This is a genomic window from Bradyrhizobium sp. SZCCHNS2022, assembly GCF_032377575.1.
In the GTDB taxonomy this organism is placed as follows: domain Bacteria; phylum Pseudomonadota; class Alphaproteobacteria; order Rhizobiales; family Xanthobacteraceae; genus Bradyrhizobium; species Bradyrhizobium aeschynomenes.
On sequence record NZ_JAUHHZ010000001.1, the window covers coordinates 5,109,803 to 5,131,368 of the forward strand.

17 protein-coding genes are annotated in these 21,566 nt (G+C 62.4%); 4 read left to right on the forward strand and 13 right to left on the reverse strand.

The window, feature by feature from the left end; translation table 11 throughout:
- Positions 1–4 precede the first annotated feature (4 nt).
- From QXZ94_RS22905 to QXZ94_RS22930, 6 genes are all read right to left on the reverse strand, one after another.
- Complete coding sequence (locus QXZ94_RS22905) at positions 5–1,810, reverse strand: ABC transporter ATP-binding protein (RefSeq protein WP_315722319.1); 1,806 nt, start codon at positions 1,808–1,810, stop codon at positions 5–7.
- Positions 1,811–1,829: 19 nt separating this feature from the next.
- Positions 1,830–2,681 carry an ABC transporter permease gene (locus QXZ94_RS22910; RefSeq protein ID WP_172111424.1) on the reverse strand — a complete coding sequence of 284 codons (852 nt, stop codon included), beginning with the start codon at positions 2,679–2,681 and terminating at the stop codon, positions 1,830–1,832.
- Complete coding sequence (locus QXZ94_RS22915; RefSeq protein ID WP_172111425.1) at positions 2,681–3,697, reverse strand: ABC transporter permease; 1,017 nt, start codon at positions 3,695–3,697, stop codon at positions 2,681–2,683. Before QXZ94_RS22915 ends, QXZ94_RS22910 begins: the two co-directional genes overlap by 1 nt.
- A 134-nt stretch (positions 3,698–3,831) precedes the next feature.
- Positions 3,832–5,448, reverse strand: a complete 1,617-nt coding sequence (locus QXZ94_RS22920) for an ABC transporter substrate-binding protein (protein WP_315722320.1) — start codon at positions 5,446–5,448, stop codon at positions 3,832–3,834.
- Complete coding sequence (locus QXZ94_RS22925) at positions 5,367–7,199, reverse strand: hydantoinase B/oxoprolinase family protein (RefSeq protein WP_315722321.1); 1,833 nt, start codon at positions 7,197–7,199, stop codon at positions 5,367–5,369. Before QXZ94_RS22925 ends, QXZ94_RS22920 begins: the two co-directional genes overlap by 82 nt.
- 9 nt (positions 7,200–7,208) lie before the next feature.
- Complete coding sequence (locus QXZ94_RS22930; protein WP_172131203.1) at positions 7,209–9,272, reverse strand: hydantoinase/oxoprolinase family protein; 2,064 nt, start codon at positions 9,270–9,272, stop codon at positions 7,209–7,211.
- A gap of 185 nt (positions 9,273–9,457) precedes the next feature.
- Between QXZ94_RS22930 and QXZ94_RS22935 the strand changes: the two genes are divergently transcribed.
- From QXZ94_RS22935 to QXZ94_RS22945, 3 genes are all read left to right on the forward strand, one after another.
- Positions 9,458–10,159, forward strand: coding sequence for a GntR family transcriptional regulator (locus QXZ94_RS22935; RefSeq protein ID WP_315722322.1), 702 nt, complete (start codon positions 9,458–9,460; stop codon positions 10,157–10,159).
- Between the two features lie 80 nt (positions 10,160–10,239).
- Positions 10,240–11,619: an aspartate aminotransferase family protein gene (locus QXZ94_RS22940; protein WP_172111744.1), complete on the forward strand. Its 1,380-nt coding sequence runs from the start codon at positions 10,240–10,242 to the stop codon at positions 11,617–11,619.
- 5 nt (positions 11,620–11,624) lie between these two features.
- Positions 11,625–13,355 (forward strand): acetolactate synthase catalytic subunit, encoded by a 1,731-nt coding sequence (locus tag QXZ94_RS22945; protein ID WP_409998805.1) that lies wholly within the window; start codon positions 11,625–11,627, stop codon positions 13,353–13,355.
- Between the two features lie 8 nt (positions 13,356–13,363).
- On the opposite strand, the gene QXZ94_RS22950 is transcribed toward QXZ94_RS22945, so the two are convergent.
- The 5 genes from QXZ94_RS22950 to QXZ94_RS22970 all read right to left on the reverse strand — a co-directional run bounded on the left by QXZ94_RS22950 (position 13,364) and on the right by QXZ94_RS22970 (position 18,533).
- The gene (locus QXZ94_RS22950) at positions 13,364–14,113 is read right to left on the reverse strand and encodes a 3-oxoacyl-ACP reductase FabG (protein ID WP_315722324.1); all 750 of its coding nucleotides are present in this window, start codon (positions 14,111–14,113) and stop codon (positions 13,364–13,366) included.
- Positions 14,114–14,160: 47 nt separating this feature from the next.
- Positions 14,161–15,189, reverse strand: a complete 1,029-nt coding sequence (locus QXZ94_RS22955) for a cyclase family protein (protein ID WP_172111430.1) — start codon at positions 15,187–15,189, stop codon at positions 14,161–14,163.
- Entirely contained in the window at positions 15,182–16,039 is an 858-nt protein-coding gene (locus QXZ94_RS22960) for a GntR family transcriptional regulator (protein WP_315722325.1), read from the reverse strand. Before QXZ94_RS22960 ends, QXZ94_RS22955 begins: the two co-directional genes overlap by 8 nt.
- Before the next feature lie 57 nt (positions 16,040–16,096).
- Positions 16,097–17,380, reverse strand: a complete 1,284-nt coding sequence (locus tag QXZ94_RS22965) for an aminotransferase class I/II-fold pyridoxal phosphate-dependent enzyme (protein ID WP_246741589.1) — start codon at positions 17,378–17,380, stop codon at positions 16,097–16,099.
- Positions 17,381–17,753: 373 nt separating this feature from the next.
- The gene (locus QXZ94_RS22970) at positions 17,754–18,533 is read right to left on the reverse strand and encodes a helix-turn-helix transcriptional regulator (protein ID WP_172111432.1); all 780 of its coding nucleotides are present in this window, start codon (positions 18,531–18,533) and stop codon (positions 17,754–17,756) included.
- A gap of 695 nt (positions 18,534–19,228) precedes the next feature.
- Between QXZ94_RS22970 and QXZ94_RS22975 the strand changes: the two genes are divergently transcribed.
- Complete coding sequence (locus QXZ94_RS22975) at positions 19,229–19,951, forward strand: acyl-homoserine-lactone synthase (RefSeq protein WP_172111433.1); 723 nt, start codon at positions 19,229–19,231, stop codon at positions 19,949–19,951.
- 131 nt (positions 19,952–20,082) lie between these two features.
- Here QXZ94_RS22975 and QXZ94_RS22980 read toward each other — a convergent pair whose 3' ends face one another.
- Both QXZ94_RS22980 and QXZ94_RS22985 read right to left on the reverse strand, forming a co-directional pair.
- Positions 20,083–21,096, reverse strand: coding sequence for an aldo/keto reductase (locus QXZ94_RS22980; protein ID WP_315722326.1), 1,014 nt, complete (start codon positions 21,094–21,096; stop codon positions 20,083–20,085).
- Positions 21,097–21,331: 235 nt separating this feature from the next.
- Complete coding sequence (locus QXZ94_RS22985) at positions 21,332–21,565, reverse strand: DUF2274 domain-containing protein (protein WP_172111435.1); 234 nt, start codon at positions 21,563–21,565, stop codon at positions 21,332–21,334.
- Between the last annotated feature and the right edge of the window lies 1 nt (position 21,566).

Below are 21,566 nucleotides of genomic sequence, written 5' to 3' on the forward strand. Positions count from 1 at the left end.
CACTTCAGCTCCGGGGGACCGCGCCCGCACTCAGGCGGCTTCTCTCAAACCCGGAGATCGGCGCCGGCTCGCCGCCGAATTCGATCCGCGGAATCGCGTCGAGCAGCGCCTTGGTATAGGCGTGTTGCGGTCTGCTGAACAGGTCCGCAACCGTAGCCTGCTCGACGATGCGCCCCCCCTTCATGACCATGACGCGATCGCACATCAACCTGACGATATTGAGATCGTGACTGACGAACAGATAGGACAGGCCGAGCGCCCGCTTCAGCTTGTCCAGCTGGTTAAGCACAACGGCCTGCACGGAGACGTCCAAGGCCGAGGTAGGCTCGTCGAGCACGACCAGCGCCGGATTGACCGAAATCGCCCGGCCAATGCCAACCCGGGCCTTCTGACCGCCGGAGAGTTGATGGGGGTACCTGCCGAGCAGCGCCTTCGGAAACTCGACAAGGTCGCAGATACCGTGGATGCGACGTTCGAGCTCCTCTGATCTCTTCAGCCGTTCAAGACGAAGCAGCGGATCGGCAATCGCTTCGAATGCGGTCCGCCGCGGATCCAGACTGGAAGCAGGATCCTGAAACACGATCTGAATCAGACGTCGCTTGGCCGACCGTGCGAAGGACCGCGGGTCCGTATCGGCGATCTCCTCACCATGTAGCCTGATCGATCCCGCTGAGGGCTTGACCAGTTTGGCAATCAGCCGAGACGTGGTGGTCTTGCCCGACCCGGACTCTCCGACAAGTCCGAGACATTCGCCCTGGTGCACCTCAAAGCTGAGATCATCGACCGCCCGAAACGCTGCCGGTGTCGTGGCCTCGGCGCGGCTGCGCCAAGGCGGCACGAATTTCGACAAGATGCGTGGCGCCTTTTGCAGCACATAATCATGAGTCAGCCCTTGAACGCTGAGAATGGGCTCCTTCACAAGATGTGGGGTATGAGCCGCCTCCGAGAGCTGCTGGATCGGACCGAAGACCTGCCGCTCAGAGGCAGGTATCAAGTCTGTCAGTTTGTCGTGCCCCTGCGGGGTCGCACTCAGCAGCTTCCGCGTGTAGACATGTTGCGGTCGGCTGAAGATCTGCGCTGTCGGACCGTTCTCGACGACACGTCCCCGTTCCATGATGACGACGCGGTCACAATATTGCGCCGCCAGACCAAGATCGTGGGTGATGAACATGGTCGACATGCCGCGCGAGCGATTCAACTCGACCAGCAGATCCATGATCGCCTTCTGAGTGGTGACGTCCAGGCCGGTGGTCGGCTCATCAGCCAGCAGCAGCCGTGGCGTACAAGCAAGCGCCATGGCAATCACGCTGCGCTGACACATTCCCCCGGACATCTCGAACGGATAGGCGTGGACACGACGCTCAGGGTCTTGAATGTGAACCGCATGCAGGGCTTCGATAGCCCTGCTGTCGGCGTCCCTGCCCCGCAGCGGGCTATGCGCCCTCAGGACGTCGCTGATCTGGGCTCCGACCGGCCTGATCGGATTGAGAGCCGTTTGCGGGCTCTGAAACACCATCGATATCTCACTTCCACGAATGGCTTTCAGCTCCGACTCTCGCAGGCCGAGCAATGGTCGGCCGAGATAGGTGACAGAACCAGATTGAACCCGAGCCTGACGGGGAAGCAGGCCCAGGATCGAGTAGGCCGTGACAGATTTGCCGGATCCACTTTCGCCGACGATGCCAACGATCTCGGCCGGTCCGATGTCGAACGACACGTGATCGAGCGCCCGCACGCGTCCATGCGGGGTATCAAACTCGACAGCCAGACCATCAATGCTCAGCAGCGGGGGATCGGATCTTTTCAACATGACCTGCTCACTCGGACTTCTATCGGCTACGAACGTCGAGGATGTCCCTCAAGGCATCACCCAGCAGATTGAACGCAAACACTGCCAAGGCGAGCGCTACGCCTGGAAAGACGACGAGCCACCAATTGCCGGCCATAGCCTGAGCGGCGCCATCAGCGACCATGATCCCCCATTCCGCGGTCGGCGGCCGAATGCCGAGGCCGATGAAGGACAGGCTTGCGGCATTGAGGATCGCCCAGCCGAGATTGACGGACAGCTGAATCATGAGGTTGGGCATCACGTTCGGGAGTAGAACCCGTGCGATGATCCGCCCGTCGCCGTTTCCGGCGACGCGCGCGGCTTCAACAAACAGCTGGCTGCTCAACACGCCAACCTCCACGCGCGCCAGCCGCACATAGAACGGGAGATTCACGATCGCGGTGGCGAGGATTACATTGCGCAGATCGTTTCCGAGAGCGGCAACCAGGGCCATGGCCAGAACGAACAGCGGAAACACCTGGAGCATCTCGGCGATGCGGCTGGTCCAGAGATCGAAGGCACCGCCCAGATAGCCAGCTAGTCCGCCGATGCTGACGCCTATGGTGAAGGACGCGGTCACCGCGCAGACCGCGATGAAGAGATCGAGACGCGCCGACACGATCACTCTGCTCAGAACGTCCCGTCCCAGCTGGTCGGTGCCGAACCAATGCGCCCGGCCCGGCGGCAGAAGCACGTGGCCAAGATCGGTCGCATAGGGATCGAACGGCGCCAGCATTGGTCCGAACACAGCCAACAGCAGCATGATCGTGACGGTCGCGACGGCTGCAACCGACAGCCAGTTCAGCGTGACGATCCGTGCCGCATGTGCGACGATCGAAGATGAAGACTGCATCATACCCCCCTGCGTGCGCGTGGATCGGCAAGGCCGTAGGCGACATCAATCGCCAGATTGACGGTGACGAGAAGCAGTCCCATCAACAGAACGAAGCCTTGCACGGGCGCATAGTCGGATGCGAGCAGCGCATTGAGCGCGAAGCTGCCGATTCCGGGCCAACCAAACACCCGTTCGACCAGAACATTCGAACCAAGCATCGTCGAGAACACGATCCCCATCGTCGTCAAGACCGGCAGCAGCGCGTTACGCAGCGCGTAGCGAATGTAGACCGTGACGTCGCTGAGTCCCATCGCGCGCGCCGTACGCACGAAATCCGAACTCAGCACCCCCAGCATGGAGGATCGCGTCATGCGCGTCAGCGGCGACAGCACGAAGATCGCCATCGTGATGCTCGGCAGCACGAGCCTCCCAGCAGCCGATTGCAGTGCATCCCAACGCCCGCTCAGACTGCTGTCGATCAGGAGAAAGCCTGTCAGACGCGGCGGGGCGGCGATGAACATGTCGATGCGATCGACCGGTTCTGGCGCAAGACCGAGCCAGAGAAAGAACACATAGGTGAGGAGCAGGCCAGTGACGAAGGTCGGCATCGAGACGCCGATGCTGCTGATGACGCGCGCAAGATGATCCACTGGCGAGCCGCGCCATATCGCTGCCATGACCCCGAGGGGGATCGATATCGCCAGCGCCAGCAGCAGCGCCGTGACCGCCAGCTCGAGCGAGGCCGGCAGCCGCTCGCGCAACTCCGTCAGAACCGGACGTCCGGTCGTGAACGACATGCCAAGATCAGCCCGTGCGATATCCTTCACATAGATCAGGAGTTGCTCGGGAACCGTCCGATCGAGGCCGAGCTTCTGTCGGACATAGGCCGTCTCTTCGGCGGTCGGCACGGGTCCCGAGGCGAAGAAGGCCGCTGGATCGCCGGGCAGAACGCGCATGATCAGGAACGTCGCCACGACCAGGGTGCAGATCGCGGGCACCGCCGCGAGCAGGCGGCGCACGAAGAAGGTCAACATCGCGGGGCTCCAAGCTCTTTAACCAGGCTCTTCAGCATGAACAAAACGAAAGCGGCCGCGGCTCCCGCAGACGGCGTAGGATGGCGAAGCACCGGTTCCTCGCCCGGGGGTGGCGAGGAGCCGCTTGGCATGCGTCAGTTCCTGGTCATCGACCGCACATCCGGCAGCGTATGAAACCAGTACGCGTAATTACCGATGTCCTTGCCTATGACGACCTCCAAGGCCGCCTGCCGAAACATCAGGAGCGGAACATCGCGATTTACGATCGCGATCATCTCACGCATCGCCGCATCATAGTCGGCATCGCTGCCGGCGTCGTCAGCCTTTGCCAGCAGCGGATCAAGCGCGGGATTGTTGTAGCCTGAGAAATTCGAGCGTGTATTTCCGCGGTAGAAGATCCGGATCCAGTAGTCGGGAAGATTGAGCCAGGCGACCTGATTTTCGAGATAGGCCGGCATTTGCTTTGCTGTCTGTAGCTCGCCGAAGCGCGCCCCCGGCAGCTTCTCGATCGTCACGCGGATGCCTGCCCGGGCGAGATGATCCTTGAGCGCCACCGCGAGATTTTCGAAGTATTCCGCCTTGCAGGTGCATAGCGACAGAGTGGTGTCGAACCCGTTCGGATATCCCGCCTCCGCCAATAGCTTGCGCGCCAATTCCGGATCATAGGCGAACGACTGCGGCTGCGGAAAGCTGGCGCCCTGCACCTGCTCAGGCGGGCCGAACAGTCGTTTGCCTCGATTGAGGAACACACTCCGGAAGATATCCTCTTGCGGGATGGCGTGGGCGATCGCCTGACGCACTCGCAGGTCGTCGAACGGCTTGGCCTGCGTGTTCATGACCAGAAACTCGAACTGGTTCGGCATCGGAATCAGCAACAGCCTGGCCTGTGCGCGCCGTTCGACGCCTTCGATGGCATTCGGCGTCAGCCCGACGGCAACATCGGCCGCACGCCGCTCGACCAGCGCCACGCGGGTCGTATCTTCAGGCACGGTCTGGAACACAGCCCACCGCATCGCCGGTTGCGGCGCGCCATGCCATTTGTCGTTACGCTGCAGGACAACCTGATCAGGACGGAACGTCATGACCTGATAGGCGCCGCTACCCGCCTCGTTGGACTTCAGCCACTCGGTGCCCCAGGGATCGTTCGGGGTGAGATGAGACTTGACCTGGTTCGCATTGATGATGGGTGCGAACGGGGTGCTGAGCGACAGCAGCAGATAGCGATTTGGCTTGGTGAGCGCTATCTCCACGGTCTTGGCGTCGATGGCCTTGATCTGGTCTTCGCTGGCAAGACCTCCCAGATTGAGCACGAAGCGCGTGGTCGGCAGGCTGATCGCACGTTGCAGCGACCATTTGACGTCCTCGGCGGTCACTTGCGATCCGTCATGGAAGGCTGCGGAGCTGCGAAGATGAAATCTGTAGACCTTGCCATCCTCGGAGATGTCCCAACGTTCAGCGATGTCGCCGCGCGGCTCATCCAGCCTGTATTGCTGGACATTGTCACGCGGTTGATCCAGCGCGAACGTGACCAGCCGATCGTAGACGTGCCAGGACACGCCCCAGGTCGATCGCTGCACGCCGGCGCCCGCAGCATCCAGCGAGCTGGTCTCGAACGGCCAGACCACTCGCGCGGTTTCGCTGCGGCTCTGGCCCCAGACCGGTGAAAAACCTAATGCGACCTGAACGGCGACGGCCGCCGCGAAGATCGCTCGTCGTTTGCAGGCGTAGGCTCTTGCCGTGAAAGCTCCCATTGGGCGATCTCCTCAAGGGTGGTCGTGGTGAAACGTCTCTTGCTCCGCTCGCGATGCGTCGCCTCGTAGTCGACATTCGACAGGTCGGACGACAGCACGACCTGGTAGATGGTCCGGGCCGCATCCAGGCTGACGAGCTCGTCGACGACATCGCGGCGCACCGCTTCCGGATTCCGCTCGCCCGGATCGCCCCATCCGCCGCCGCCGGCCGACTCGATGGAAATGTCCATGGGGCCACAACGCAATGTGCCGTAGGCCGGTGTTTGAACGAGGGTGCCGTCTGCGGCGCGGCAGCGGATCGAAGCTATGGCCCCGGCCTGTCCGCCCATCACCCCGGACCCGGAGGGCCGCCTGCTCGCCTCGTCACGAAACGTCGTCTCGGTGGGCACCAGCTGCCGGGCCTCGTAGTGAATTCCGGTCCCGCCACGCATCCGGCCAGGACCTCCTCCATCCGTTCGGAACTCCTGGCGACGGATCTCGACTGGGTAGGCGAGCTCGAGGTCCTCGACATTCGGCAGCACGAGCCCACCGAGGGTGTTGACGGTGCCGAGCACGTTGAAGCCATCGCGCTCTGCGACCGCACCGGCGGCGGGATAGCCCAGCCAATGATAGAGCACAAAGATGTTGCCCTGGCGCGTCGAACCGGCCGATACGGGGTGCAGCGACTTGCCCCACCCTGCGCAGCTGCGATCGGGCGCGGCGCCCGACAAGGCCTGCCAGCAGGCGGTAATGATCTCGTGCGCCGGATGCGTTGTCGTGAAGCCGACGGGGGCCGGCGATCTCGCGTTCACGATGGTGCCTTCAGGAGCGATGATCTGGATCGCCCGGTAGGCGCCCTCGTTCCGGGGCAGAGACTGGTCGAGGAAGGTCGCGACCGCGAGATAGACAGCCGATGAGGTGTTGGCCAAGGGACTGTTCTTGAAGCCTGCGATCTGCGGCGAACAACCGGAAAAGTCGAACACCAGCCGTTCGCGCTCGACCGTCAGCGACACCTCGATCCGAATGTTGGCCTCGGCAAAGCAGTCGTGGTCGCTGACGTCGACGCCGCTGTATCGGCCAGGCCGCAACTGCTCGATTTCGGCCTGCATCCGGCGCTCTGCGTAGTCGAGCAGGTTTGGAAACAGCCTTTGCGCTTGTTTGCTGCCGAGATCGCGGGCCAGCGATGCGAGTCTTTCGGCGCCGATCCGCGTCGATCCGAGCATGGCGTGGAGGTCGCCGACGAGCAGGTCGGGGCAGCGCGTATTGGCGAGCAGCAACTGAAGGATATCCTCGCGAACGACATCCCTTTGGGCGATCCGCAATGGTGGGATGCGAACGCCTTCATGGAAGATCTCCCGCGCGGCCGCATTATAGGTGCCCGCGACACCTCCCCCGACGTCGGACTGATGGGCGCGATTGCATGAAAAGCCGAACAACACACCTTCGACGAAGACCGGCCGCATCACCGTCCAGTCCGCCAGATGATTGTTGCCCGCCAGATAAGGATCATTGGACAGGAAGACATCGCCCTCGGCGATATCTCCGCCAAAGGCGTGCTTCAGAGCGCGCAACGCAAAGCCGCCGCTCCCGGTGTGAATGGGGATGCCGTCGGCCTGCGCCACCACGGCCCCATCCGCGTCCCCTATGAAGCAGGAAAAGTCGTGAGACTGCGAGAAGATGGGACTGCGCGCGGTCTTCATCATCACCCATCCCATCTGCCGGGTGATATGATCGAGCTGCTTCTGGGTCAGGGCGAGCAAGACGGGATCCATGGTGTTCCCCTATTGGAGCTCGATGATGTAGTTGCCGCCGGAGGTCACCCGGAGCCGATCACCCGCGCCGACGAGGATCGTGGTGGTGCTTTCCTCGACGATGGCCGGGCCGTCGACCAGCCGGTGGGGCGCAAGCGCACTCCCTTTGAACACCGGGACCTCTTTCCAATCATGTTCGGCATCGACCCAGATTTCGCGCCGCTCGCAAGGATCAATTCCACGGCTGCTGGTGTAGTTCGACGCTTGAGCATGCAACCGGGACAGAAGCCCGAAGCCGCTGACCTTGACGGAAACGACCTGGTGGCGACCATCCGGCTGCGTATGACCGAACATGCGCCGGTGCTCGGCTTCAAAGCGCTCGATGATCGCGGCAATCGGCTCGTCGTCCCGCACGGTGATCGGGATCGATGACTGCTGACCGAAATAGCGCAGATGCCACTGCGTCAGGAAGCGCCTGCGCTCGGGGGGAAAGCCTTCCGTCTCCAGAAGAGCTGTTGCCTGCCCGACCAGACTGGCCGTCAGCCCGTCGAGAATGCCACGATGTTGCTGCTCCAGCGCGATTGGAATGCTCCGCTGCAGATCGCAGCGCAGGTCGGTGTTGCACATTCCGAACGCGCACAAGACCCCCGCCAGACGCGGTACGAACACGTTCTGGCAGCGTGCCAGCCGCGCAATGCTGCTCGCATGCAGCGCGCCTGCCCCGCCACCAGCAACCAGTGTAAAGCGGTGCGGATCGAGCCCCTTCTCGATGCTGACGTTCTCGACCGCATGCAGCATCGTCTGCTCGGCCAGCCGAATGATGCCGACGGCCGCTTCAAACGGCTGAAGACCGAGCGGCTCGGCGATCTGCGTCCGGATCGCCTCCTCCGCGAGCCAGCGATTCAGAATGATCGCGCCGCCGCCTTGTGCTCCAGGTCGCAGCCTGCCGAGCAGCAGCTGCGCATCGGTCACGGTCGGCTGCATGCCGCCGCGCTCATAGCAGGCCGGCCCCGGATTGGATCCCGCCCCGCGAGGGCCGACGCAGAGCAGCCCTCCTTCGTCAACGCTGGCGATCGAACCGCCGCCGGCACTCACGGTCGTGATTTCGACCGATGGCACCGCAACGCGCAAACGTTCGATGTCGAGGAGATCGGTCATCCCGATCTCGCCTGCATTGACCATCATCACGTCGCAGCTCGTCCCCCCGACCTCGAGCGAGATCAGGTGGTCGGTACCAGCTTCTGTCTGAAAATGGGTGAGGGCACCGGCGGCTGCCGCGGGGCCGGATAGCAGCATGGAAACCGGATGCCTGGCGATCTGAGCCACCGAGACGACGCCGCCATTGCTTTGAACGACCAGTAGCGCGCGCAGGCCCATCGCCCGGAGCTCTCGTTCGAGGCCGTTGAGATAGGGGACAACGCGCGGCGCCACATAGGCATTGATCACCGACGTCGATGCCCGCTCGTACTCACCGACGACCGGAGCGAGCTCGCTGGACAAGGTCACCCAAAGCTCCGGGGCATGCGCGGCAATGATGTCACGACAGCGCTGCTCATGGTCGGAATTGCGGTAGCTGTGAAGAAGGCAGATGGCGACAGACTCGACGCCGAACGAGAGCATCCGGTCAAGCGCGCGGCGAACGGACGCCGGATCCAGCGGGATGACCGCATTGCCCTCCGCGTCGATCCGCTCGACCACCGACAATCGCCGGTGGCGCGGCACGATGGGATCTGGCCACGGAGCCCGATGGTCCCAGGGATTGTCTCGCCAGCCTCTCCTGATCTCGATGGTATCGCGAAATCCCTCGGTACCGAGCAGACCCACGACCGCGCCCGTCCTCTCGAGCAAGGTATTGGTCGCGATGGTCGAGCCATGAACGAACAGGTCGGTCCGTGACAACAACAGCGGAAGCGTCAGGCCGAGCTCCAAGGCCGCACGCTCGAGCGCCGCAACCACACCTTTGGCTGGATCGGCCGGCATGCTTGGCGACTTGGTTGCATGCACATGACCGACACCATCGACGATGCTAACGTCGGTGAAGGTCCCGCCGATGTCGACACCGACGCGAAACCCGCCCCTCAATTCACTGTTCATAATACCACCACCCTCATTTTGATGTATCAGACAACAAATTTGTTATGTCAAGGGCCCGTTGCGCGATGGACTGTAGCTTCTTGAGGGCCGATCGGGGGCATCATCAGAACTCAAATACGGGGAATGATGCACCAAATGCCCCGCCGCTGCTTGAAATCCGGCCCCGCTGCACTCAGAGTGCAGCCATGTTCTCAGACCTGACCGACCCCATCCTGAAATCGGCCGCCGAGATGCCTCTCGTGCCGATCGACCGCCAGACCAGCCTCGGCGAACTCGCCTACGCCTCTCTCAAGGAGGCGATCGTGCGAGGTGAGTTCTCGGCTGGACAAAAACTGACTGTGCGCGCCGTTGCCCAGGCGCTCGAAGTCAGCACCACGCCTGCGCGTGATGCCATCATGCGCCTGATTGGCGAGGGCGCCCTCGTCAATGCGGGTCCGAAGACCGTCATCGTGCCGCCCCTGACAAAGGCCGCGCTCGATGAGGTGACCGCGATCCGCCTGGTGCTGGAGGCATTGGCGGCAAAAATCGCCGCGACAAACATCTCGCCGGAGACCATCGACAAGCTCAAAACCCTGCAATCCCAGATCAATTCGGCGCTCGACGCGGGCAACTATTCTGCCGCCCTGAAGGCCAACAAGGCTTTCCATTTTCTGATCTATCAGACCGCGAACATGCCGCGGCTGACCGCCATGATCGAATCGCTGTGGGTCCGTATCGGCCCCTCCCTGAACGACCTGTACCCGGAATTCGCGACCTCCAGAGTGGGCGTGAGCAACCACATGGAGGCCATCGCGGGCCTGGAAAGCCGGGATGCAGCCCGGGTTCAGGCGGCGATCGAGAAGGACATTCGCGACGGATACCGAAGGCTCGCCACGCGGGTCGAATAGCGTTCTTCCGCAACAAATTTGTTGCATCAAATATCAAATCCGCCTAGTCATGGCTCACTTCAGGCGAAGCGAGAACCATGATGACTGTCCAATCAGCCCTGCCCCAGGCTTCTGCGAGGCAGACCGGACCCGCCCAAGTGGGACCTAGATCCAAAGAGGCCTTTCGGCGTGCGAGTTGCGTTTTTCCCGATGGCACAACCCGGGCTACCATCGAACGGGATCCGCTGCCGCGCTATGTGAGCCACGGTTCAGGCGCCTACGTCTTCGATGCAGATGGGCGGAAATTTCTCGATCTGAATGCCAATTTCACCACCCTGATCCACGGTCACGCGTTCGGTCCCGTCGTGTCGGCGCTCGAGCGGCAGTTGCGCGACGGAACGTGTTTTGCCAATCCAACCGAACGAGAGATCGAACTGGCGGAATTGATCTGCGAGCGGGTCCCCGCCATCGAGCGCATCCGGTTCTGCAACACCGGCACGGAAGCGGTGATGTTCGCCATCAAGGCGGCGCGCGCATGGACCGGACGGCCGGCCATCGCCAAGATCGAGGGTGCCTATCACGGTGCGTATGACTGGGTCGAGGTGAGCCAGTCCAGCGGACCCAGCACTTGGGGGACACCCGCCGAGCCTCAATCCGTTGCCTACTACAAGGGCCAGCCGGCCTCGGTATTGGATGAGGTGGTGCCGCTGCGCTTCAACGACGTCCAGGGCGCGGTGGACCGGATCGAGCGCAACGCTCATTCCCTGGCGGCCATCGTGATCGATCCGATGCCGAGCCGCGCCGGCCTGATTGCTCCGGATGCCGAATTTGTCGCGGCCATTCAGTCGACCGCCCGAGCTCACAACATCCTCATCATCAGCGATGAGGTGCTGAACTTCCGCCAGGGCTTCGCTGGAGCGTCGGCCCGCTACGGACTGCAGCCAGACCTCTACACGCTCGGCAAGATCATTGGAGGGGGACTCCCGATCGGTGCGATCGCCGGCCGCGCGTCAGTCATGAGCATGTTCGACGCCGGCCAGAGCAGGGCAGCCGTGCCGCAAGGAGGGACGTTCTCGGCGAATCCAATGTCGATGACGGCCGGTCTGATCGCGATGCAGAATCTCGATCACGCAGCCTTTGCGCGTCTGGAGAGACTCGGCGATCTGCTCCGAAGTCGTCTGATGCAGTCGATCGAACGATGGCAGATCGCGTTCTCCGTCACCGGAGCCGCATCGCTGTTTCGAATCCACCCTAAGCGGCGGCCGCCACGAGACTTCCGCGAGGCGTTCTGGTCGCCGAGCGAAGCCGCCATCATGACCGAGATGACGCGTTACTTCGCAACTGCGGGCATCATTCTGCCCAACGGCGCCGCCGCGTGCCTTTCGACCCCGATGCAAGACGGAGACGTCGACCTGATCGGGCAGGTCTTCGAGAATTTTCTGTCCGATGTGGCGCAGAGCTTCGAGTGGGGTCAACCGTGAATCAGATCGAGAACGAGAACATCACCGTCGCCGAGCGAATCGCGCTGGCTCTCAAGCGACACGGCGTCGAGATCATCTTTGCCCAGAGCCTTCCTTCGGCCGTCATCCTGGCCGCTGAAGCCATTGGCATCAGGCAGGTGGCCTACCGGCAGGAGAATATGGGCGGCGCCATGGCAGATGGCTATGCCCGCATGTCCGGCCGGATTGCCGTCGTCGCTGCGCAGAACGGCCCTGCTGCAACCCTCCTGGTGCCGCCGCTGGCCGAAGCTTACAAGGCCAGCATTCCCGTGGTGGCCCTGGTTCAGGACGTCGAACGTCCTCAGCTGGACCGCAACGCGTTTCAGGATCTCGACCACGTGGCGTTGTTCACGCCGTGCGCCAAGTCGGTCCGTCGCATGCTGACCGCTGATCGCGTCGACGACTATGTCGATGCAGCCTTTGTTGCCGCCGGAAGCGGACGTCCCGGCCCGGCAGTTCTGCTTCTGCCCGCCGATCTGCTGCGCGAACGCGCTACTACACCGCGGCTGCAGCGAAGCGCCAGCTACGGCCAATGGCCGATCGACCGTACTGGTCCTTCGAAAGAGCTCATCGAAGCCGCAGCCGACCTGATCGCCGCAGCTCGTGCACCTGCCATCATCGCAGGTGGCGGCGCCACGTCCAAAGGTGCTGCCGAGGCGCTGGCCCAGCTGCAGGACACAGCTCACCTGCCCGTCTTCACGACCAACATGGGCAAAGGCAGCGTCGACGAGCACCACCCGCTGTCGTGCGGCGTTCTGGGAGCCTTGAACGGGCCGGGCTCGCTTGGACGGCATACGCGCCGGCTGCTCGACGCGGCCGACACGGTCCTCCTGGTAGGCTCCCGCACCAATCAGAACGGCACCGACAGCTGGCGACTGATCCCGCCGAGCGCCAAGGTCATCCATATCGACATCGATCCGCAGGAGATCGGGCGCAACTACGAAGCGCTGCGTCTGGTGGGCGATGCAGCCACGACGCTCAAGCTGTTGTGTTCGGCGATCCAGGCCCGCGATCTCCGAATGCGGCAGCGACAACGGGGTGAGCTCGAGAGTCGGATCGCCGCGGCATGGCGGCAGTTCGAGAGCGACCGCGGCCGGGTCAGGGACGCGAACTTGTCGCCCATCCGTCCTGAGCGGATCATGAAAGAGCTCCAGAGCCACCTGACGTCCAAGACGACCGTCGTCGCGGACGCGAGCTATGCTTCGATGTGGATCGTCGGCCAGCTGCGAGGCCTGCGCACCGGAATGCGCTTCATCACGCCGCGGGGACTTGCCGGGCTCGGCTGGGGCCTGCCTCTGGCGATCGGCGCCAAGCTTGCCGACCCTCAACATCCTGTCGTAGCGGTGGTAGGTGATGGCGGATTTGCCCATAGCTGGGCCGAACTCGAAACCATGGTTCGCAGCCGCATCGCCGTCGTCGTCATCGTCCTCAACAACGGCGTTCTTGGCTATCAGAAGGACGCCGAGACCGCGAAGTTCGGCCGGTTCACCAGCGCTTGCCATTTTAGCCCGGTCTCTCATGCCGAGATCGCGCAAGCCTGCGGTTGTGCCGCCATTCGAGTCACCGCCCCCGGCGAGCTTGCAACTGCGCTGGGAACCGCACTGACCGCCGAGCGCCCCTGGCTGATCGACGTGATCAGCGCGGCTGACGCCCACCCGCCATTGTCGCTCTACGATGGCACTCTCGACCGGTCCGAATTGGTCGAACCCGCGGTGTGATCGTCGGGTCAGGCGGCGAATTCACCACCGGTGACATCGAGTGTTGCCCCGGTCAGGAAGGCCGCGGCCGGTGAGCTGATGAGAAAGCCGACGAGTCCCGCAACCTCGTCGGCCGTTCCAAAGCGCCCAAGCGGGATCCGGCTGAGCGCAGCACGGTTGACCTCGCTATCGGCTGGCCCCGTCATGTCGCTCAGGATCCGGCCGGGGGCAATGCAGTTGACGGTGATGCCAAACGGAGCCAGGTCACGGGCTGTTGCACGGGTGAGACCCACAAGACCTGCCTTTGAGGCCGCGTAATGCGGGCCCGCTATCTGGGGGATGGCGCGTCCCGCAAGCGAGCCGATGTTGACGATCCGTCCCGCACGCCTCCGGATCATCGCCGGCGCGACCAGGCGGGTGAGCACGAAGGGTGCGTTCAGATTGACAGCAAGGACATTCTGCCATTCCTCTGGTGACGTCTGCATGATCCATGGCGCCCCCGGGTCGCGGCGCTTGGGTGAGATGCCGGCATTGTTCACCAGCACGGTCACATCATCCCAGCGCCGGCGCAGCCGATCGATAAACGCGGTCATCTTCTCCAGACAGGTCACATCGATTGCTTCGGCCATCAGACGAGCTTGATCGCAACCGAGATGATCGAGAGCCCGGGCGACATGCTCCTCCTGTCTGGCCACGAACGCCACCCGGAAGCCTTCTTCAACAAGACGGCGCACAATGGCAAGACCGATACCGCCGGCGCCCCCTGTGACCAGCGCCACTCTGCCGTTGTCCGCTGCGCTGGACGTGCCTCGCGCGTCCGACATGATCAGACCGTCGCGACTGGCGTGACCGGAGATCCGACCGCACCGGGCAATCGCAACGGTGGAGCGGTCAGAAGAAAGCAGTTGCGCTCATGGCTTCGCAACCACGTCGCAAGCTCGGACAGGTACCAGAGCTCGCCGAGTGCGATTCCGGCCTTGAACAGGCAGAATTCGTGGAGCGGCAGCGTCGCGCGGCGGTCGAGATCTGCAGGGCGCGCCGGCAGGGCTTCGACGCCAATGTTGTCCGAGATCAGCGCCGACAAGCCACTGTCATCGATCCAGCCGAGCAGCTTCCGGTCACGCCCATCCAGCTCCGCACAACGGGCGGGATGCGCATCGGCAGGATCGAGAGCGCCCGAAGCTGCGAGCACGCGATCCCCGAAGCCCGAATAGAAGCAGACCAGGTCGCCCCGTTGGACTTCCACCCGGTCTGCTTCGATGATCCGCATCAGATCGTCGTAGCCAACCAGGTGCCGATCGGGCCCGAGGTGATGACGCAAATCGATGAGAACACCCCGTCCTTGAATACAGGCGCGCGCCATGGTGTCGACACCGAGTCGAGACGTTCGCGCAGCTCCTGTCTCGGGATCGGGCGCGGCAACGTCACGCCCTGCGCGCCAGCCGTTATAGTAAAGCGGCTCGGGGACGCCGTCGTCATCGGCATCGAAGCTCTGCCCAACATGGGCGAACGTATCCCAATGGGTTGAATACTGTGTCGCAAGCGTGACCACGTCGTCGCTCACGATATCGGTCGCCCCTGGCTGCTCGATGGCAAGTGGATAGTTGTAGTTCAGCGTGCCGTCTTCGCCGCGGGCAAGAGCCGAAAGCCTGGGCGGGTGTCGAAGACGGTGGATCACGGTCCCCCCCGGCAGGTTGAGAGGAAGGCTCAGACAGAATGTCAGCCCTTCCTGGACGCACCGTGCCGCCCGCCTGCGGACCTCCGGGGTCAGGTAGTTCAGCCGGCCAAGCTCGTCATCATCACCGAAATCTCCCCAGTTCGAGCCGATCGGCCGCTTTTGCCAACGCCTAAACATGATGAGCCCCCGACTGGATAACGCCCGCAGCCACAGAGGCCGACGCCGCGTTTGGAACGAGAGGTGGCGCCGGCAGATCTTGATTCGCCTCCAGATTGCGATAAAGGCCGCGGCCGTCGATCTCGGCAATCACAGCCCGCTCGGCTCCCGACGGATCACGTTGCCCGATCGCTTCAACGATGTCGCCGAGCCGCATCGTCATCTCCCGACGGGTGTCATGATCCTCAGCTTTCTGAGTGAAGGTCGGTCCAAATCGGCACCAGATTCTGTCGACGAACATCGACAGGACGCTCGGCTCGGACAGTCCGAGAAGCGCCACGCGCAACGCCCAGACCGCGGAGGCAAACTGCACCGCCCGAGCTGTCTCGGCTGCCCTGCAGACGTCGGTGTGGAGCAGCTTGAAGGCGCGCCAATCGGCTTTGCGGTGCATCTCCGCAGCATTCGCAAAAGCCAGCCCTTCGACGGCGATTCGGAGCCGGTGGAGTTCTTCCAGCTCGGCAGCTCCGAGGGTCGGCACGATGACACCGAACTCGCGGCTCTGTTGCAGGGCATCTGCGGTCGCAAGGCGGGACAGAGCGTCCCTCACAGGAGTCGGGCTCGTTCCGAGCAGACGTGCCAGCACGCCCAACGTCATCTGCTGACCCGGGCGGACCTCACCCACGATGAGCATGTGGCGAAGCCGCGTGAATGTGCCCTCGGCCAGTGAAGGGGCAGGAATGCGCGCGCCTTGCGCCATCGTCTGGCGCACAGCCGGCTGATGTTGGCCGGACGCAAGTAGCAGCCGAGCCGTCCTGCCGTAGCGAGCGCTCTCGGCGCTCGCATTCACTTCATCACCATCTCGTCTTATCATTCACAGTCTCCACCGGCCAACCGCAGGCTCTGAACTTGAGCGTCTGGCTCCTGGTGATCAGGCTGACGCGGCCATTGCTTCCGGCTGACGCAACCCCGCGGATTTGCCCAGAATGCAGGCGCACAGCCGCTCGATGTCTTCGACGTCGTGGTCGGCCGTCAGACAAACCCTGACGCCGGCCTTGCCCTGGGCAACCGTCGGAAAGAAGGTGACCGAGGTGTAGAAGCCCGCATCGAGCAGTTCACGCGCCAGGGCGATGGCAGCCGTTTCCGAGCCGACCGTGATCATGCGGATCGGCAGCGAATTGCCGCTATCGGCCGTCGGAATGCGCCGGTCGAAAAGGCCGATGCGCTGGGCCAGTCGACGCTGTCGCTGGCCAAGCTCCGCCGAGCGGTGAATTCTGCAAGAACCGAGAGCTGCTCCGACCGCCGCGAGATTCGCAGCCGCCGAGAATGCATGCGGAAGAGCGTAGCGGCGGAACAGCGCCTCCTGCTCTGCTGTTCCCAGCATCAGAACGCCTCCGGATGCACCGAAACCCTTGCCGAGGGAGGCCGCAATGATGGTGCGATCACCGATGTCGCTGCCGAACTGCGAACGTGCGAACCCTTGGCCCTGATCCCCGAACAGCGAAACGCCATGCGCGTCGTCGATATAGAGGAACAGTCCATATTGCTGCTGGAGCCTCAGCAGTTCCGGGATCGGCGCGTGTCCGCCCATCGAGTAGACGCCGTCACAGACATAGGCGACCACCGGCTCTTCGCGGCAGAGCTTCTCCAGCGCGGCAATGTCGTTGTGGGGAATGGTTTCGACCCGGGTCTCGTCCGCGACCACCGGCTTGTGATAGGCGAGAGATATATGGGCAAGGCGATCGAATGCCACGACCGGCTTGACGCCGCCTGTCAGAAGGCCGGAGGCCAGGATCGGCATGGCACCGAGATTGGCCAGCATCACGGTCGAGAAGGCGATCACCCGAGCGGAAAACATCTCGGAGAGCGTGGCTTCCAATTCCGAGAGCAGGTCGAAGTTGAGGCGCGTGCGAGCGCACGACCAGTGCACGGAACGGTGCGCTTCAATCGCGTCAATGGCACCGGAGACGATCACCGGATGATTGTCGAGCCCGAGATATGAGCATCGGACGAAATCGATCGCGTGCGGCCTGCTCTTGAGATCGCCGACGCCGAGCGCAACGGCGCGGCCGCGCAGCGAACGTCCATAGACGGCCATGAGTCCGGCGTCATGTGCTGCATCGAAATGCGATCTGCTCTCGTTGATCACATAGGCGGTGTTGCGAAAGCGTCCTACCGGACGAGCATTGCCAGACAGATCCATCGCGTGTTGCATGATATCGTTTCCTCGTTCGCCGGAGGTGACCGACTTGTATTCATGTGCATACGATTAGCTTGGCCCATTGATCTCGCCGCTCGCCGGTCAGGCTCCTGCGGCTCGATTTCCTCATTGGTAGATCACGCCTGCCTCTTTGTGCAGCTACCAACCTAGATAGCGAACGGTCAGCCATCAGGCGCCAGGTCCGGGGCAGGTGGACACGCGGAGTGGGCGCGGCGGCAAGCACCGGCACGGTGGACGGTCCGCCCGTCACGTCCAGTCACTGCATTGATTTGGAATCGGGCCAGGAACGGACCCGCACAGGGAGGCGTCTGCCGACAGCCGCGCCGAAGCGTCGTTCTGTCACCAATCAGACAAGAGGCGCGCGGCGTCAGCCCTGGTCGGCGACGTCGGTCTCTGCCGGAAGGGACGAGTTTGATAAGCCAGGGATTTCGATCAATCCAAGCCTGATCGCTTTTACGACGGCGACCGTCCGGCTGGTCGTGTCGAGCTTTCTCATGACTTTCTTGATATGAAAGTTAATCGTGTTTTCGCTGATTTTGAGAATGATCCCGATATCCCAGGAGGTCTTGCCCTCTGCGGTCCACCTCAGGCATTCGCGTTCGCGCTGCGAAAGCGTGATTGCCCTGTTGTCCAACGCTGGACGGGAAAGCTCGCCAAAGGCGACATGGAACTGACACGCCAAGGCATGAAGATGCCTGATCTGGCGAACAGGATCAGCGTCATTGAAGCGGGATGCAAATGAAAGCACGGCGATGCGTCCTGATGGCCCAAACAACGGCACGCTCACCCCGTGCTTGAGACCTGCTTCGCGGCTCTCGTTGATGACCAATCGCTCACCGGCCTGGAGCCGCTTCTGCTTGAGCAACTGATCCCACATGAATGGCCTGGTGTGAGACGCCGTTCGCCTGACGACCGGATCGATGTTGTAGTACTTGCGCTCGAAATAATGCTTGCGCCAATCGAGCGGAAAGTTGAGAGCGATGGCCGGCATCGGATGCTCCGGCAGCCGTACCGTCTCTTCATAGTTCAAGGCGCCATAAGCCACCTCGCCGAATCCTTGATCGGCTGCAGAACCGACAAGAAGATCGAACAGGTCGGACAGCGACTGCGTGCGGTTTGCACAATCGATGAAGCTGAAGAGGTCCATTGCTACCTCACGGCAGACAAAGCTGCGCGAACTTCTGCCCAGATGTGATCGTGAAAACCGAATCCGTCTCGACGTCCCGATCGCCGACGGTCCGTTGTTGCCCCCTCGTCGGCCTCGATCAAGGCGAGAAGCAGGCGCTTGCTTGTCCAAACCTCAACCCAACCTGAGGTAGACTGTATCATCATACACTCCATCGTGCAATTGACGATCATATGCGCTTCTGCTTGTGAAAGCCGTGATGTCATGTGCATTGCCATCCTGCAGGATCGGCTGCCTGGCGATCTTGCCGACTCGGCTGGCTCGATCACGCAGCAAAAAGGCCAGCGGGATAAGCACCAATGGGCATCCCTTGCATTCAGACGAAACTGGCATTCATGACGTGCGGAACATGCCCGCCGGAGGGCTTGTCCCGCACGCAGCAACTGCAACTCAGGCTTTGCGGCGATCCCCGCTGCCGTTCATCCGGCCAAGGGTGAGCCCTGCAAAAGCCAAGAATTCCACCCGATTGCAACTCAGAATTGCGTCTAATTGTAGGTGATATTGGGGCGCGGCTTAACAGATGCCATCGCCTGAGAAGGCAGCGCTACAGCAGCCGCTGGGCGAGTGCAGCAGCTACTCGACTGGGTAGCTCCCTGGCCAGCGACGAGCCCATTAGTCTGCCGTCTTCCTGTCGGGCGGCTTGTTGGAAGATGCTCATGCGTACCCTTTCAATCAGGTGGGACAACATCCATAGGCATGGTGAGGCGTGGATTTCGCACCATCGCCTGCGGTACAGGATGTTCGTCGAGCGCCAGGGGTGGTCCGTGCCTCATTATCGGTGCATGGAATATGATGAGTTCGACACGCCGGCAGCCACCTACATTCTGGTGGTAGACGAGCACGATCAGGCGCTGGGAACTGCCCGGCTGATTCCGACCACGCGCCCCTACATGGTCAAGTCGTTGTGGCCCGACCTGGTTGAAGGCGCGCTGCCGCATTCAGACGAGGTCTGGGAAGCATCGCGATTCGGCTGCGATCGCGCGCTGAGCGCGGGCGGGCGGCGCCGGGTGATCGGCCAGCTCATCCAGGCCTGTCAGGAATTCGGCCTCGCAAACGGCATCTCGTCCTATCTGGGCGTCATGCCCAGCTGGATCTTCAAGAATGTCATCGCCGCCCATGGCTGCCCTGTAAGGCCAATTGGGGTCACGCTGCCATTGCAAGGGCATGACATTGGGGCAGCCTATATCGGGGTATCGTCAGCGGTGCTGGAATTGGTTCGCCAGCATACCGGGATTCCGAAGGTACTGGATGAGAGCCCCTCCTCTGTCAAGCCGATCCCATCCGCACTGTCCCCGCGCCTGGCTGAGGACGCTCCATCGGAGCCTGTGGATGGACTGCCGCGCAGCTCGCAGCCTGAAGGGCTCGTGGAGGCCGAATGAGCGCGATCCGGAACCTTCGGCCGTCTTGCCGCCGCGGGATCCGCAAGCTTGCAGCGCTTGCATCAGACTTCAGGCCTGAGCTCGTTTGATCATTTCTGCAGGAGAAGCAGCATCACCGTGGCCGGTGGCCATCACTGCGCCCGGTCCTTCACCAAGGATCCTGGTATGCTGGATTGGGCACTCATGGACGCTCCCTGCTTCAGGAACGCCGAAAGTATCCGTCTCGCGTCCTCTCCGGACAGCTGTTTGTCGGGTGCGGCCGCGATCTGGCGGAGGTTGGCCAGCCTTGTCGTGCCAAAGATGCAGGATGACACCTGTCTCAGACCCAAGACATATGACATGGCAGCTTGGGACGCTGACATTCCTTCAATGCCGGCGAGTGCGGGCCGGACGTCCCTCGCCACCTCCGCAAGGCGGCGCGCATCTCTGTTCAGAAGAGAACGCGCCAAATACCAGAGATCGGCCTGGGTGCGGGGGCGGCCGATCTTCCCTCCGATGAGATGGCCCTGGGCCAGAACGGTGCCGGCGATGACGGCAACGCCCGCCCTGTGAAGATAGTCGACGACTGGCAGCCGATCGAGCTGGGCTACGTTCAGATCGATGAGGGCAACATCGAAGACGCCGTCAAGATCGGCAATATATCTCATGTTCGCTTCGGAATGCGTATTGATTCCCAGAAGACGGAACATGCCGCGCTGACGCATCCTTTGCAGTCTTGTCAGCAATTCGTCCGTCAAGGAGGCTGGCGGGAAGCTGTGGAGGTAGAAGATATCGATATAGTCCACGCCAAGGTTCTGGATGCTCTTGGCGCACGCTTGTTCAATATAGTCCGGGCTGTGATCCTGGGTTTTTACATCCCGGAGCGACAGCAGAGGCTTGCGGCGCAGCGTGCCTGCCTTGGTGGATACGACGATCTTCGAGCGGTCCGTACGCCGCAGGATTTCAGACAAGGCTCGACCAAGACGCGGCTCGGCATTGTAGTCGCAATAATTATGTCCCGTATCAAAATGGTTGATGCCGAGCTCGAAGGCCTCATGCACGATTTCGATCGCTTGACGCTCGTCGAACCGCCTGTTTCCCCAAAACCCCGAGCAGCCCAACCCGATCTCGGAAACGGCAATGTCACGAATTTCCCGATATTTCATAACGCGGCAACAGCAATCCATAGAAACATTTCAGCCCAAACAACCATGCCGCGGTCACGTGCACAAGCTTCAACCGGCAACTGGGACAGGATTCCTTCTTGGAACCCACATCGTGCCGCGATGCAGCTCGGAGTTGAGCCTTGCTGTTCCTCAACGAACCCAGCCCACCTCCGAGGCTGAGCGCCGGCCGTTCCACTTTGCTTTGGCGAGCAGGCGACCGCAGCACGGCTGCGAGTCATTTGGCCTTGGGGACTGATGTCCGCTTCGACTTGGCAAACGCTCGATCAGTCGCCATGAAGCGTGCCACCATTGCCGAGGCGAGCCGACCAAGATCGTTGGCCGGCTGATCCGAATGGCGGCCAACAGCCGCGGCATAGGCCTGCAGATCGCGAAACACGCTGGCTGACAGTTCGACCGTGATCTTGACCGGCTTGTCATCGGGAAGTTCCGAGATCTTCAGCTTCGCCATG

What these genes read in the sequence shown, in the direction of transcription:
- QXZ94_RS22905 (WP_315722319.1), bottom strand. Translation starts at nt 1,810, where the DNA reads ATGTTGAAAAGATCCGATCCCCCGCTGCTGAGCATTGATGGTCTGGCT.
- QXZ94_RS22910 (WP_172111424.1), bottom strand. Translation starts at nt 2,681, where the DNA reads ATGCAGTCTTCATCTTCGATCGTCGCACATGCGGCACGGATCGTCACG.
- QXZ94_RS22915 (WP_172111425.1), bottom strand. Translation starts at nt 3,697, where the DNA reads ATGTTGACCTTCTTCGTGCGCCGCCTGCTCGCGGCGGTGCCCGCGATC.
- QXZ94_RS22920 (WP_315722320.1), bottom strand. Translation starts at nt 5,448, where the DNA reads ATGGGAGCTTTCACGGCAAGAGCCTACGCCTGCAAACGACGAGCGATC.
- QXZ94_RS22925 (WP_315722321.1), bottom strand. Translation starts at nt 7,199, where the DNA reads ATGGATCCCGTCTTGCTCGCCCTGACCCAGAAGCAGCTCGATCATATC.
- QXZ94_RS22930 (WP_172131203.1), bottom strand. Translation starts at nt 9,272, where the DNA reads ATGAACAGTGAATTGAGGGGCGGGTTTCGCGTCGGTGTCGACATCGGC.
- QXZ94_RS22935 (WP_315722322.1), top strand. Translation starts at nt 9,458, where the DNA reads ATGTTCTCAGACCTGACCGACCCCATCCTGAAATCGGCCGCCGAGATG.
- QXZ94_RS22940 (WP_172111744.1), top strand. Translation starts at nt 10,240, where the DNA reads ATGACTGTCCAATCAGCCCTGCCCCAGGCTTCTGCGAGGCAGACCGGA.
- QXZ94_RS22955 (WP_172111430.1), bottom strand. Translation starts at nt 15,189, where the DNA reads ATGTTTAGGCGTTGGCAAAAGCGGCCGATCGGCTCGAACTGGGGAGAT.
- QXZ94_RS22960 (WP_315722325.1), bottom strand. Translation starts at nt 16,039, where the DNA reads ATGATAAGACGAGATGGTGATGAAGTGAATGCGAGCGCCGAGAGCGCT.
- QXZ94_RS22965 (WP_246741589.1), bottom strand. Translation starts at nt 17,380, where the DNA reads ATGCAACACGCGATGGATCTGTCTGGCAATGCTCGTCCGGTAGGACGC.
- QXZ94_RS22970 (WP_172111432.1), bottom strand. Translation starts at nt 18,533, where the DNA reads ATGGACCTCTTCAGCTTCATCGATTGTGCAAACCGCACGCAGTCGCTG.
- QXZ94_RS22975 (WP_172111433.1), top strand. Translation starts at nt 19,229, where the DNA reads ATGCGTACCCTTTCAATCAGGTGGGACAACATCCATAGGCATGGTGAG.
- QXZ94_RS22980 (WP_315722326.1), bottom strand. Translation starts at nt 21,096, where the DNA reads ATGAAATATCGGGAAATTCGTGACATTGCCGTTTCCGAGATCGGGTTG.
- QXZ94_RS22985 (WP_172111435.1), bottom strand. Translation starts at nt 21,565, where the DNA reads ATGGCGAAGCTGAAGATCTCGGAACTTCCCGATGACAAGCCGGTCAAG.